This is a genomic window from Nocardiopsis quinghaiensis (genome assembly GCF_008638365.1).
GTDB classification, from domain to species: domain Bacteria; phylum Actinomycetota; class Actinomycetes; order Streptosporangiales; family Streptosporangiaceae; genus Nocardiopsis; species Nocardiopsis quinghaiensis.
Window position 1 is genome coordinate 275585 of record NZ_VWVU01000003.1, and the last position, 12059, is coordinate 287643.

General features: G+C 72.6%; 12 protein-coding genes. 9 read left to right on the forward strand and 3 right to left on the reverse strand.

The window, feature by feature from the left end; all coding sequences use genetic code 11:
* Positions 1–8 precede the first annotated feature (8 nt).
* Both FYX01_RS10005 and FYX01_RS10010 read left to right on the forward strand, forming a co-directional pair.
* The gene (locus FYX01_RS10005) at positions 9–815 is read left to right on the forward strand and encodes an ABC transporter ATP-binding protein (RefSeq protein WP_150240099.1); all 807 of its coding nucleotides are present in this window, start codon (positions 9–11) and stop codon (positions 813–815) included.
* A 96-nt stretch (positions 816–911) separates the two neighbouring features.
* Positions 912–2369 (forward strand): benzaldehyde dehydrogenase, encoded by a 1458-nt coding sequence (locus FYX01_RS10010; RefSeq protein WP_150239824.1) that lies wholly within the window; start codon positions 912–914, stop codon positions 2367–2369.
* A gap of 205 nt (positions 2370–2574) precedes the next feature.
* Here FYX01_RS10010 and FYX01_RS10015 read toward each other — a convergent pair whose 3' ends face one another.
* On the reverse strand, positions 2575–3540 hold the full coding sequence (locus FYX01_RS10015) for a LysR family transcriptional regulator (RefSeq protein WP_150239826.1): 966 nt from the start codon (positions 3538–3540) through the stop codon (positions 2575–2577).
* Positions 3541–3609: 69 nt separating this feature from the next.
* On the opposite strand from FYX01_RS10015, the gene FYX01_RS10020 reads away from it, so the two are divergent.
* The 7 genes from FYX01_RS10020 to FYX01_RS10050 all read left to right on the forward strand — a co-directional run bounded on the left by FYX01_RS10020 (position 3610) and on the right by FYX01_RS10050 (position 10983).
* Positions 3610–5001 (forward strand): MFS transporter, encoded by a 1392-nt coding sequence (locus tag FYX01_RS10020; RefSeq protein WP_150239828.1) that lies wholly within the window; start codon positions 3610–3612, stop codon positions 4999–5001.
* A 267-nt stretch (positions 5002–5268) separates the two neighbouring features.
* Entirely contained in the window at positions 5269–6219 is a 951-nt protein-coding gene (locus FYX01_RS10025; RefSeq protein ID WP_150239830.1) for a ring-cleaving dioxygenase, read from the forward strand.
* Entirely contained in the window at positions 6216–6848 is a 633-nt protein-coding gene (locus tag FYX01_RS10030; protein ID WP_150239832.1) for an alpha/beta hydrolase, read from the forward strand. Before FYX01_RS10025 ends, FYX01_RS10030 begins: the two co-directional genes overlap by 4 nt.
* 224 nt (positions 6849–7072) lie before the next feature.
* On the forward strand, positions 7073–7840 hold the full coding sequence (locus tag FYX01_RS10035; RefSeq protein ID WP_150239834.1) for a sulfite exporter TauE/SafE family protein: 768 nt from the start codon (positions 7073–7075) through the stop codon (positions 7838–7840).
* Positions 7841–8019: 179 nt separating this feature from the next.
* On the forward strand, positions 8020–9054 hold the full coding sequence (locus FYX01_RS10040; protein ID WP_150239836.1) for a FecCD family ABC transporter permease: 1035 nt from the start codon (positions 8020–8022) through the stop codon (positions 9052–9054).
* Entirely contained in the window at positions 9051–10148 is a 1098-nt protein-coding gene (locus tag FYX01_RS10045) for a FecCD family ABC transporter permease (protein ID WP_150239838.1), read from the forward strand. Before FYX01_RS10040 ends, FYX01_RS10045 begins: the two co-directional genes overlap by 4 nt.
* 19 nt (positions 10149–10167) lie before the next feature.
* Complete coding sequence (locus tag FYX01_RS10050) at positions 10168–10983, forward strand: ABC transporter ATP-binding protein (protein WP_150239840.1); 816 nt, start codon at positions 10168–10170, stop codon at positions 10981–10983.
* 73 nt (positions 10984–11056) lie between these two features.
* Here the strand turns inward: FYX01_RS10050 and FYX01_RS10055 are convergent, their stop codons facing one another.
* Positions 11057–11632, reverse strand: a complete 576-nt coding sequence (locus FYX01_RS10055; RefSeq protein ID WP_190394268.1) for a GTP-binding protein — start codon at positions 11630–11632, stop codon at positions 11057–11059.
* Positions 11633–11675: 43 nt separating this feature from the next.
* Entirely contained in the window at positions 11676–12056 is a 381-nt protein-coding gene (locus FYX01_RS10060) for a DUF742 domain-containing protein (RefSeq protein WP_150239842.1), read from the reverse strand.
* Positions 12057–12059: the final 3 nt, after the last annotated feature.

Genomic DNA, 12059 nt, shown 5'->3' on the forward strand with positions numbered 1-12059 from the left:
GCCCCACCATGCTCAAGGTCACCGGCCTGCAGAAGATCTACAACGGGGGAGCCAACGCCGTCGAGGCGGTGCGCGACCTGACCTTCGACCTGGGGGAGGGCGAACTCGTCTGCCTCGTGGGTCCCTCCGGTTGCGGTAAGACCACCCTGCTCAAGTGCATCGCCGGGCTCATGCCGCCCACCAGCGGCACAGTCGAGCTCGCCGGCCAGAGCGTGACCGCGCCGCCTCCGGGCATGGCCGTGGTCTTCCAGGAGTACGGGCGCAGCCTCTTCGCCTGGATGAGCGTGCGCGCCAACGTCGAGCTGCCGCTGAAGCAGAAGAAGATCCCCCGCGGGCGGCGCAAGGAGCTGGTCGACGAGTCCCTGGAGGCGGTGGGGCTGACCAGCTTCGCCAACGCCTATCCCTGGCAGCTCTCGGGCGGTATGCAGCAGCGCGTGGCCATCGCCCGGGCCATCGCCTACGAGCCCCAGGTCCTGCTGATGGACGAGCCCTTCGCCGCCGTGGACGCCCAGACCCGCGCCGACCTGGAGGACCTCATCCGCCAGATCTGGCAGCGCATGGGGGTGACCGTGCTGTTCGTCACCCACGACATCGACGAGGCCGTCTACCTGGGGGAGAGGGTGCTGGTGCTGTCCTCCTCGCCGACCGTGGTGCAGGATGACATCACCGTCGACCTGCCGACCGAGCGCGACCAGCTCACCACCCGCCAGGACGAGCGCTTCACCGAGCTGCGCGCCCGCGTCTACGCCGAGATCCAGCAGGCCAAGAAGAGCGCCGGGGCGGACCGGCCCGCCGCTTCCTCCGTCGCGCACTAGCCGAGTACACCGTCCGCGGCGGTCGGCGGGTCCGCACACGGCACCCGTTTCGCTCCGCACGCGGAGAATAGCGTCGAATCCGTCAAAGGAGACACCGTGACCCTGATCGCCGAGGACTACACCTCCGCCCTCTTCACCGGGGCCTGGACACCGGCCAGGGGCGGCGACGCCCCCGTGGTCTCGCCCTCCACCGGCACCGTTCTGGGCCGCACCGGCATCGCCAACGCCGAGGACGTGAGCGAGGCCGCGGCCCGGGCCGCCCGGGCCCAGCGCGAGTGGGCGGCCGCCTCCTTCGAGGAGCGCGCCGCCGTGCTGCGCCGTGCCGGGGACCTGCTGGAGGCCAACTCCGAGGAGATCATGGGCTGGCTGCGCCGCGAGGGCGGCGCGGCGGCCGGGATGGCGGGCTTCCAGGTGCACGTGGCGGCGGGGGAGTGCTTCGAGGCGGCGGCCCTGGCCTCCCAGCCGCACGGCGAGATCCTGCGCACCGGCAAGCCGAGGCTGAGCTTCTCCCGCCAGGTGCCGGTCGGGGTGGTCGGGGTGATCGCCCCGTTCAACGTGCCCCTGATCCTGGGCATCCGCTCGGTGGCCCCGGCGCTGGCCGTGGGCAACGCGGTCATCCTCAAGCCGGACCCGCGCACGGCCGTGTGCGGCGGTGCGGTCATGGCCGAGGTGTTCCGCCGGGCGGGTGTGCCCGAGGGCGTCTTCCAGGTGCTGCCGGGCGGTGCGGAGGCCGGTGAGGCGCTGGTCGCCGACCCGCACGTGCGCGCGATCTCCTTCACCGGCTCCACGCAGGCCGGGCGCAAGGTCGGCGAGGCCGCCGGGCACCACCTCAAACGCGTCCACCTGGAGTTGGGCGGGAACTCCCCGCTGGTGGTCCTGGACGACGTGGACGTGGAGTCGGCGTCCTCGATCGGCGCGTGGGGGTCGTTCCTGCACCAGGGGCAGATCTGCATGACCACCGGCCGCCACCTGGTGCACGAGTCCGTCGCCGACGAGTACGTGGAGCGGTTGGCCGACAGGGCCGACGCGCTGACCGTGGGCAGCACCGAGGTCGACGGTGCGGCACTGGGCCCGGTGATCGACGCCGGGCAGCGCGACAAGATCCACGCGCTGGTCACGGGAAGCGTGGACTCGGGCGCTCGGCTGCGCGCGGGCGGCACCTATGAGGGGCTGTTCTACCGTCCCACCGTCCTGGACGGGGTGCGGGCCCAGACCCCGGCCTACGCCGAGGAGGTGTTCGGCCCCGTGGCGCCGGTGGTGCGCTTCTCCTCGATCGACGACCTGGTGGAGCTGGCCAACTCCACCGAGTACGGGCTGTCACTGGGCGTGCTGACCAGCAACCCGATGCGGGGGATGGAGATCGCCGACCGGGTGCCCAGCGGCATCGTGCACATCAACGACCAGACCGTGGACGACGAGGCCGTCGCCCCGTTCGGCGGGGTGGGCGATTCGGGTACGGGTTCGCGGTTCGGAGGTACCCGCGCCAACCTGGAGGCGTTCACCGAGACCCAGTGGGTGACCATGCAGGCCGACCCGGCGCGCTACCCGTTCTAGGCGGTGCCCGGCGGACCGCCACGCGTGAGCTGCCGGGGCCGGTCCGTGCCAGGCCGGAGCGTACGGAAGGACTCCCCGCGCCGGCCTGGCACGGAGGCCGGCGCGGGGGTGCCTCAGGAACAGAGGCGGGTCCGGGACGCTCCGCGAAGCATCGAAGACGTCCTCACGCGGTCGTGTGGCCGGAGCGGCACCTTCGGGGCCCGCCTCACCCGGTCATGTCGGGGATGACGCCGGGGCCCACCCGCCGCACGTAGTCGCGGAACAACGCCACCGCCGGGGACTCGTACCCGCCGCCCGAACCCTCCTCGGGCCAGACCACCACGACGGGCCGACGGGCGTCCACGCCCCGCAGCGGCAGTTCCACCGTCCCGTTCAGCGCCCCCTTGGGCCGTGCGGGCAGGACCGACACCCCCAGTCCGGCCGCCACCAGCCCGCGCGCGGTCGCGATGTCGTCGGCCTCGAAGGCCACCCGGGGCGTGAATCCGGCCCGCTCGTTCAGCTGGTCGGTGAGGTGACGCACTCCCCGCCCCGGCTTGAGCAGGACGAACCCCTCGCGCGCCGCGGCGCTGCCCGGCACCCCCCGCTCCCGGGCCCTGCCCCGTGCCAGCGGGTGCCCCTCGGGCACCACCAGCCGCAGCATCTGCGTGTGCAGCGTCGCCGCGGCCAACCCCGGCCGCGAGGGCAGCGGCGAGGTCAGCGCCAGGTCGGCGCCGCCCGCCGAGAGCCTGCGCAGGGACTGCGCCCACGGCTCCTGGGTGAGGGAGAACCGCACCCCCGGGTGCTCGGCCCGAAAGCCCCGCAGCAGTGCCGGGACCACCTCCACACCCAGCGTGGGCAGGAAGGTCAACGCCACCCGCCCCTCCTCGGCGCCCGCCAGTTCCGTCATCCCCTGCCGCAGGTCCTGTAGTGCCCGCTCCGCGTGCGGCAGCAGCAGCCGCCCGGCCCGGGTCAGGCGCACCCCGCGCCCGCTGCGCTCCACCAGGGCCACTCCCAGTTCCTCCTGTATCCGGGCCAGGGACCGGCTCAGGGTGGGCTGGGGCATTCCCAGGGACTCGGCGGCCTGGGTGATGTGTCCGGTCGCGGCGACCGCCGCCACCATGCGCAGCCTCGGCGCCAGTACCCGCGCCAGCGCGTCCAGGTCGGAGCTGTCGGGGTGTTCTCCACGTTCCATGCATTTCAGTATGAGCCAACGCGAAATCATGGATTGGACGTATGAAACGGGTCTTCCTAGCGTGGAACCATGACCCTGACCGGCGCCTCGCCGCCCGATCACGACACCCGGCCCCGTGCGGGCACCAGCGCCTATCGGCGCACGGTCCTCGCGCTGGTGGCCGCGGCCGTGGCGACCTTCGCCCAACTGTGGGCGGTCCAGCCGATCCTGCCCGCCATCGCCGACGGGTTCGGCGCCTCGGCCTCCCAGGGCGCGCTCGCGGTCTCCCTGGCCACCGGCGGCCTGGCCGGCTTCACCCTGGTGTGGAGCGGAGCCGCCGACCGCTTCGGCCGTGCCCGGATCATCGCCGCCTCCCTGCTGGCGGCGACCGTGCTGGGCTGCCTGACCCCCTTCTCGGGGGAGTTGTGGCTGCTGCTGGGCCTGCGCGCCCTGCAGGGCGCGGCCCTGGGCGGGGTGCCCGCGGCCGCCGTCGCCTACCTGGCCGAGGAGGTCCACCCCTCCGACGCCCCGCGCGCCACGGGCCTGTACATCGCGGGCAACCCGCTGGGCGGTATGGGCGGGCGCCTGCTGGCGGGGTTCGCCACCGACCTGGGCGGCTGGCAGTGGGGGATCGCCGCCAACACCCTGCTGGGCCTGGCCGCGTTGGCCGTGTTCGTCCTGGTCCTGCCCCGCGGCCGCCGCCGCGGCGGGGCCGGGTCCGGTGCGGCCACGGCCGGTGGCGCGCCGGCCGCCGGGAACAGCGCTCCGGCGGGTCCCGGGCCCGCCGCCTCCGGCACGGGCGTGCGCCTGCGCGCCGCCCTGGCCACGCGCGGCCTGCCGGCTCTGTACGCCCAGGCGCTTCTGCTCATGGGCGCCTTCATGACGGTCTACAACCTGTTGGGCTTTCGCCTCATGGCCGAACCCTTCGGGCTGTCCCAGGCAGCCGCCTCGCTGCTCTTCCTGTCCTACACCGCGGGGATGCTGGGCTCGGCCGTGGCCGGCAACGCCGTCGCCCGCTGGGGCGGCTACGCCGTGCTGGCCACCTCCACCGCGCTGATGGCCGCCGGTCTGGGCGGGCTGTTCAGCACGGCCCTGCCCGGGCTGCTGGCGGCCCTGCTGGTGATGACCTTCGCCTTCTTCTCCGCCCACGCCACCGCGTCGGCCTGGGTGGGCGCCCGCGCGGTGGCCGGGCGCGCCCAGGCCATGGCGGTCTACACCCTGGCCTACTACCTGGGCTCCAGCCTCTTCGGCTGGCTGGGCGGCCTGGTCTACGACACCGTGGGCTGGGGCGGGGCGGTGGCCTTCGCGCTGGGGCTGTGCGCGAGTGCGGCGCTGGTGGGCCTGCGCCTGCGCCGCCTTCCTGCCCCCGGCCGCGCCACTGCTGACCGCGGCGGCCCTGGCCGGGGGAGTAGCGGGCGGCCCGCCGCGCCCGCGCGGCCGACTCCACGCTGCTCACCGGCGCGGCCGTCTCCACCGCCCTGACCGGGGTGGTCCACGCCGTCACCAGCATGGCCGACCAGTTCCAGCTCGGCCCGGTGCCGCGCTGTCTGACGGGCTCACGGGCGGTCGCCGCGCGGGGGCGCCGCACCGTGGCCACCGGCCCCGTGCGCGGCGGTACGACACGGGCGGTCCTGCTTGTTCCGCGAGGCGTGCCGGGGAAGGGTGGGAGGAGACAACACGGATGGAATAGTTTAAAATTAAACTACATTGGTCGGCGGGTACGCCGCGACCTCGACGGAGGGTGAGGACATGGACGTGCGCCCCGCGGGAATCCACCATGTGACCGCGATCGCCAGCGACCCCCAGGCCAACGCCGACTTCTATCTCCACGCGTTGGGGATGCGCATGGTCAAGCGCACGGTCAACTTCGACGCGCCCGAGACCTACCACCTCTACTACGGCGACCGGTCGGGCAACCCCGGCACCATCATGACCTTCTTCCCCTGGCCCGACGCGCCCCCGGGGCGCGTCGGCGCGGGCCAGGCCACCACCACGACCTTCTCCGTCCCCGAGGGCTCCCTGGGCTGGTGGGCCGAGCACCTGGCCGCCACGGGCGTGGAGGCCACCCGCCCCGCCGAGCGCGGCGAGGAGGATGTGCTCACCCTGCGCGACCCCGACGGGCTGGTCATCGAGCTCGCCGCCAGCGCCGACCACCACGACACCGACCCCTGGGACGGGGGAGCGGTGCCCACCGAGCACGCCGTCCGCGGCATCCGCGGCATCACCCTGACCGAACACGACGTGGAGGGCACCGTGGAGATGCTGGGCGAGCAGCTCGGCTTCCGCCTGGCCAGCGAGGAGGGCGAGCGGCTGCGCTTCCACACCAACGCCTCCGGGCAGGGCGTGGGCACCATCGTCGACGTCCTAGCCCGGCCCCGGGCGCAGCGCGGACTGGTCGCGGCCGGGACCGTCCACCACGTCGCCTACCGCGCCCCCGACGGACCCGTCCAGGCGGCCTGGCGCCAGAAACTGGAGGAGAACGGCGTGGGCGTCACCGAGATCCGCGACCGCCGCTACTTCACCTCCATCTACTTCCGCGAGCCCGGCGGGGTCCTGCTGGAGATCGCCACCGACGGACCCGGCTTCGACTACGACGAGCCGCTGCTGGAACTGGGCCGATCCCTCAGGCTCCCGCCGTGGCTGGAGCCCGACCGTGAGCAGATCGCCGCACGCCTGCCCGCCGTGGAGATCGACCAGTGACCACCACCGATGACTTCGTCCACGTCTTCACCCCGGCCACCGAACCGGGGGCGCCCACCCTGCTGCTACTCCACGGCACCGGCGCCGACGAGAACGACCTGCTGCCCCTGGGGCGGGCCCTGGCACCCGGCGCGGCCCTGCTCTCGCCGCGCGGCAAGGTGAGCGAGAACGGCATGAACCGCTGGTTCCGACGCCTGCGCGAGGGCGTCTTCGACGTCGAGGACCTCATCGGGCGCACCGCCGAACTCGCCGACTTCGTCGCCGCCGCCACCCGCGCCTATGACCTGGACCCCGGGCGGATCGTGGTCAGCGGTTTCTCCAACGGCGCCAACACCGGCGCGGCCCTGCTGCTGCTCCACCCCCACCTGCTGTGCGGCGCGGCCCTGTTCGCGGCCGGGGCGCCGCTGCAGGGGCGCGAGCCCGATCCGGTGGACCTGTCCGGGATCCGGGTGTTCCTGGGCTCGGGGGTGAGTGATCCCATCACCACCATCGACCAGGCGCGCCTGCTGGCCTCCCAGCTGGAGGACAGGGGAGCGCGGGTGGAGGAGTACGAGCATCCCTGGGGACACCAACTGGCCCCCGAGGCGCTGGAGCAGGCCCGGGCCTGGTTCGAGCGCTCCCGGTTCTGACCGGTCCCACGGACGGCGGCGACGCCCCCTGCTTCCGGGCGTCGCCGCCTTCTTTCCACCACTACGAATCTACTTAGTACAGGTGGCGCTTCGTAATGTGTTTCCCGAAACGGTTCTAAGCAGGACCACCCCGCCGAACGAGGGATAAGCTCTTCCGGACAACACCCCCGTCCCCGTCCCGAAAAGAACCCATGATCACCTCTCCCCCCAGGCACGTGCGGTAGATGGACCCCGAGATCCTCGGCCTGCTCCTGCTGGTCGGTGTCGCCGCGGGCTGGGTCGACGCCGTCGTCGGCGGAGGCGGCCTGTTGCTGCTGCCCGCCCTGCTGGTCGCCGCACCCACCACACCCCTGGCCACCCTGCTGGGCACCAACAAGCTCGGCGCCGTCTTCGGCACCACCTCCGCCGCCATCGCCTACGCCCGCAAGGTCAGGATCGACCGGCGCGTGGTCCTGCCCACCGCCGCCCTGGCGCTGCTGGGCTCGGGCCTGGGCGCCGCCATGGCCGCCGCGCTCACCGCCGACGTCCTCAAACCCGTCATCATGGTCGTGCTGGCCGGAGTGGCCCTCATGGTCTACTTCCGCCCCGCCATGGGCGCCGCCACCGACCCGCGCCTGCGCACCCGCAACCGCGTCCTGGCCGCCGTCGCCCTGGCCGGGCTCGGCGTGAGCTTCTACGACGGCCTCATCGGCCCCGGCACCGGTGTCTTCCTCATCGTCGCCTTCACCGCCGTCATCGGCATGGACTTCGTCTCGGCCTCCGCCTCGGCCAAGATCGTCAACGTGTGCACCAACCTCGGCGCGCTGACCGTCTTCGCCCTGGGCGGCCACGTCGACTGGCTCCTGGGCCTGGGCCTGGCCATCTGCACCATCATCGGCGCCCAGGTCGGCGCCCGCATGGCCCTGCGACGCGGCTCGGGGTTCGTGCGTACCGTCCTGCTCGTGGTCGTTCTGGCCCTGCTGGTGCGCATGGGCTGGGACTTCTTCGCCTGAGGGCCATGCCCGGGACCGGATCTGCGCCTTACCGGAACAAAAGGCACCCTTCCGTGCGAACAAGGCGTAGGTAAGGCTAGCCTGTCCTAGTTGGCACGCGGTCTCCCGACGATGCCACCAGGGCTGCGACCACCCGACCAGCCCGGAACACCACCCACGCAACGACGAACGGGGAAGCCGTGGCCCTGCGCGCGCCCACCCTCACGCGCCCTACACCCGCCAGGCGCGTCATCCGCCCCATCGGACTCCTCGCCGCCCTGGGCATCCTCGCCGTCTGCGCCCTGCTCAGCGTCACCGTCGGCTCCAAACCCATCCCCGCCACCGACGTCTGGGCCGCCCTGACCGCCTACGACGGCTCCTACGACCACGACGTCATCCGCAGCCTGCGCCTGCCCCGCACCGTCATCGGCGTCTTCGTCGGCGCCGCCCTGGGCCTGGCCGGAGCCCTCATGCAGGCCCTGACCCGCAACCCCCTGGCCGAACCCGGCATCCTCGGCGTCAACTCCGGCGCCGCCGCGGCCGTGGTCGTCACCGCCCTGGCCTTCGGCTCCACCGGGGCCACCTACGTCTGGCCCGCCTTCGTCGGCGCCGCCCTGGCCGCCGCCGCCGTCTACACCCTGGGCTCACGCGGCCGCGCCAGCGCCACCCCCGTCCGCCTGGCCCTGGCCGGAACCGCCCTGACCGTCGTCCTCCAGGGCCTGATCCACGGCGTCTTCGTCCTCAACGACTTCGTCTTCGACCGCATCCGCTTCTGGCAGGTCGGCTCCCTGACCGGCCGCGACCTCGACGTCTTCTGGCAGGTCGCCCCCTTCCTCGTCGCGGGCGTGGCCTTGACCCTGTGCCTGGGTCCCTCCCTCAACGCCGTCGCCCTGGGCGACGACCTGGCCGCCACCCTGGGCGCCAACATCCCCCTCGTGCGTGCCGCCACCGCCGTGGCGGTCATCCTGCTGTGCGGCGCCGCCACCGCGGCCGCCGGCCCCATCTGGTTCGTCGGCCTGGTCATCCCGCACGCCGCACGCCTGATCACCGGCCCCGACCAGCGCTGGCTGCTGCCCTACTCCGCTGTGCTGGGCGCCGTCCTGCTCACCGCGGCCGACATCCTCGGCCGCGTCGTCCTGCCCAACTCCGAACTGGAGGTCGGCATCATCACCGCCTTCGTCGGGGCGCCCCTGTTCATCGCCCTGGTCCGCAGCAGAAGGATGGCCCAGCTGTGAGTGACACCCTGGCCCCACCGCGCCGCTCCGGGACCAGCGGGGGCCGCACCACACCCCGCGGCTCCTTCGCCCTGCGCCTGTTCGGCGAACGCCTGTCCCTGCTCGTGCGCCCGCGCACCCTCGTGGTCTGCCTGTCCCTGACGCTCCTCAGCGCCCTGGTGCTGATCGTGTCGGTCTCCGTCGGTGACTACGGGATCCCCCTGGGAGCCGTTCCCGGTGCCATCGCCGGTTACGGGGAGCGCCTCGACGTGTTCTTCGTCCAGGGCGTGCGCCTGCCCCGCGCCCTGACCGCGATCGGTGTGGGCGCCGCCCTGGGTGTCGCCGGAGCCGTTTTCCAGAGCCTGTCGCGCAACGCCCTGGGCAGCCCCGACATCATCGGCTTCACCTCCGGCGCCGCCACCGGAGCCGTCACCGTCATCCTGGTCTTCGGTGCCGGACGTGTGGCCGTCTCCCTGGGCGCCATCGCCGGAGGGCTGTTCACCGCCGCCGTCGTCTACCTGCTGGCCATGAAGAACGGCGTCCAGGGCTACCGGCTGGTCCTGGTCGGTATCGGCGTGTCCGCCATGCTCGGCTCGGTGCGCGACTACCTCCTGACACGCGCCGAACTCACCGACGCCCTGGGCGCCCAGATCTGGATGATCGGCAGCCTCAACGGCCGCGGCTGGGGTGAGGTCGCCGCCGTGTGGGTCTGCCTGGCCCTGTTGGGTCCGGTCCTGCTCGCCCAGGGGAAGCGGCTGCGCTTCATGGAACTGGGCGATGACACCGCGCGTGGCCTGGGCGTGTCCACCCAGGCCACCCAGCTCACCTCGCTGGCCGCGGCCAGCGCCCTGACCGGTGCCGCCATCGCCGTCGCGGGTCCCATCGGCTTCGTCGCCTTGGCCGCGCCCCAGCTGGCCCGGCGCCTGACACGCGCGGGGGGCACCACCCTGGTCGGCTCCGCGCTGATGGGAGCGGCCCTGCTCGTGGTCGCCGACCTGGTCGCCCTGCGCGCCCTGGCACCCGTCCAGCTGCCCGCCGGCGTGGTCACCGCCGTCATCGGCGGTAGTTACCTGATCTGGCTGCTGTACACCGAATGGCGCGGCGGACGTGCCTGAGCGAGACCGAGGAAGAACCATGACCACTGCAGACGACGCCGCCTCCCGCCTCCACGGACAGGGCCTCACCCTGGCCTACGAGCAGCGCGTCATCTCCCAGGACCTGGCCGTCACCATCCCCGACAACTCCTTCACGGTGATCGTGGGGCCCAACGCCTGCGGCAAGTCCACCCTGCTGCGGGCGCTCTCACGCACCCTCAAGCCCGCGCGGGGCCATGTGCACCTGGACGGTCGGGTCATCGGCTCCTACCCCGCCAAGGAGGTCGCCCGCCGTCTGGGCCTGCTCCCGCAGACCTCCATCGCCCCCGACGGCATCGGCGTGGCCGACCTGGTCGCCCGCGGCCGCTTCCCCCACCAGGGGTTCCTGCGCCAGTGGTCCACGCAGGACGAGGCCGTGGTCGCCGAGGCCATGGAGGCCACCGGGATCGCCGATCTGGCCGACCGCTCGGTGGACGAGCTCTCCGGAGGCCAGCGCCAGCGCGTGTGGCTGGCCATGGTCCTGACCCAGCAGACGCCTCTGCTGCTGTTGGACGAGCCCACCACCTATCTCGACATCGCCCACCAGATGGACATGCTCGACCTGTGCGCCGATCTGCACGCCGAGCGCGGCCACACCCTGGTGGCCGTCCTGCACGACCTCAACCACGCCTGCCGATACGCCACCCACCTCATCGTGATGAAGGAGGGCGCCATCGTGGCCGAGGGCGATCCGGCCACCGTCGTCACCGCCGATCTGGTGGAGGAGGTCTTCGGCCTGCCGGTGCGCGTCATCGACGACCCCGAGACCCACACCCCGATGATCGTGCCCGTGAACCGTCGAGCCGCCGCACGCTGACCTCCCGCGCGGGTGGGCCCGGCGCGCTCCGCGCCGGGCCCACCTCGCCACGCCTCCCCCCTCACCGGCGCCCTCAGGCGCCCGACAGCTCCAGCCGCAGCACCAACGCCACCAGCTCCGTCAACACCTCCTTGACCGACTCCCGGTCCCGCGCGTCGCACAGCAGCAGTGGTACGCGCTCCTCCACGTCCAACGCCACGCGCACGTCGTCGGCCCGGTGCGTGCGCTGCCCGTCGAAGCAGTTCACCGCCACCACGAACGGGACCCCGCGCGACTCGAAGAAGTCGATCACGTCGAAGGAGTCCGTCAGGCGGCGCGTGTCGGCCAGTACCACCGCGCCCAGCGCTCCATCGGCCAGTTCCTCCCACATGAACGAGAACCGCCGCTGACCCGGTGTGCCGAACAGGTACACCACCGTGGACCCGTCCAACGTGATCCGTCCGAAGTCCAGCGCCACCGTCGTGGTGGCCTTGCCCTCCACCCCGTCCAGGTCGTCCACACCCACGCTCTCGGAGGTCATCACCTCCTCGGTGTGCAACGACTCCACCTCGCTCACCGCTGAGACCAGGGTGGTCTTACCCGCCCCGAAACCTCCCGCGATCACGATCTTCAAGGTGTCGGGAACCGGTCCCGCGCCCTCGGCGCCCATCATGACCAACGTCCCATCCACTCCACGTCACACCACTTCCACCTCACAGCTGCCGGATACGCTCCAGCACCGAACGCAGCGTCCCGGCGTCCGGGCGCCGCCGTTCCCAGTCCGAGGTACGCACCGTCACGTATCCCTGGTCCAACAGGTCGGCCAGCAGGATCCGCACCACACCCAACGGGAGGCCCGACCGGGAGGCCACCTCGGCCATCGACACCGGCCGCGCGCACAGTGACAGGATCAACTCCACCTCCGGGTCCATGCGCTCCTGTGACACCGACGGGACCGCCACGACCTGTGACGTCACCGAAAAATCCGAGCGTGAGGGGCGTGTACGCCCACCCGTCAGCGAGTAGGGCCGGATCAGACTCGACTCGAACGGCTCCTCCTGCCCGGGATCCCATCCGGGCGGCACCGCCTCCATGGG

Bases quoted from the DNA above. Each gene is read 5' to 3' on its own strand.
- FYX01_RS10005 (WP_150240099.1), top strand. From the start codon at position 9: ATGCTCAAGGTCACCGGCCTGCAGAAGATCTACAACGGGGGAGCCAAC.
- FYX01_RS10015 (WP_150239826.1), bottom strand. From the start codon at position 3,540: ATGGAACGTGGAGAACACCCCGACAGCTCCGACCTGGACGCGCTGGCG.
- FYX01_RS10020 (WP_150239828.1), top strand. From the start codon at position 3,610: ATGACCCTGACCGGCGCCTCGCCGCCCGATCACGACACCCGGCCCCGT.
- FYX01_RS10025 (WP_150239830.1), top strand. From the start codon at position 5,269: ATGGACGTGCGCCCCGCGGGAATCCACCATGTGACCGCGATCGCCAGC.
- FYX01_RS10035 (WP_150239834.1), top strand. From the start codon at position 7,073: ATGGACCCCGAGATCCTCGGCCTGCTCCTGCTGGTCGGTGTCGCCGCG.
- FYX01_RS10050 (WP_150239840.1), top strand. From the start codon at position 10,168: ATGACCACTGCAGACGACGCCGCCTCCCGCCTCCACGGACAGGGCCTC.
- FYX01_RS10055 (WP_190394268.1), bottom strand. From the start codon at position 11,632: ATGGGCGCCGAGGGCGCGGGACCGGTTCCCGACACCTTGAAGATCGTG.
- FYX01_RS10060 (WP_150239842.1), bottom strand. From the start codon at position 12,056: ATGGAGGCGGTGCCGCCCGGATGGGATCCCGGGCAGGAGGAGCCGTTC.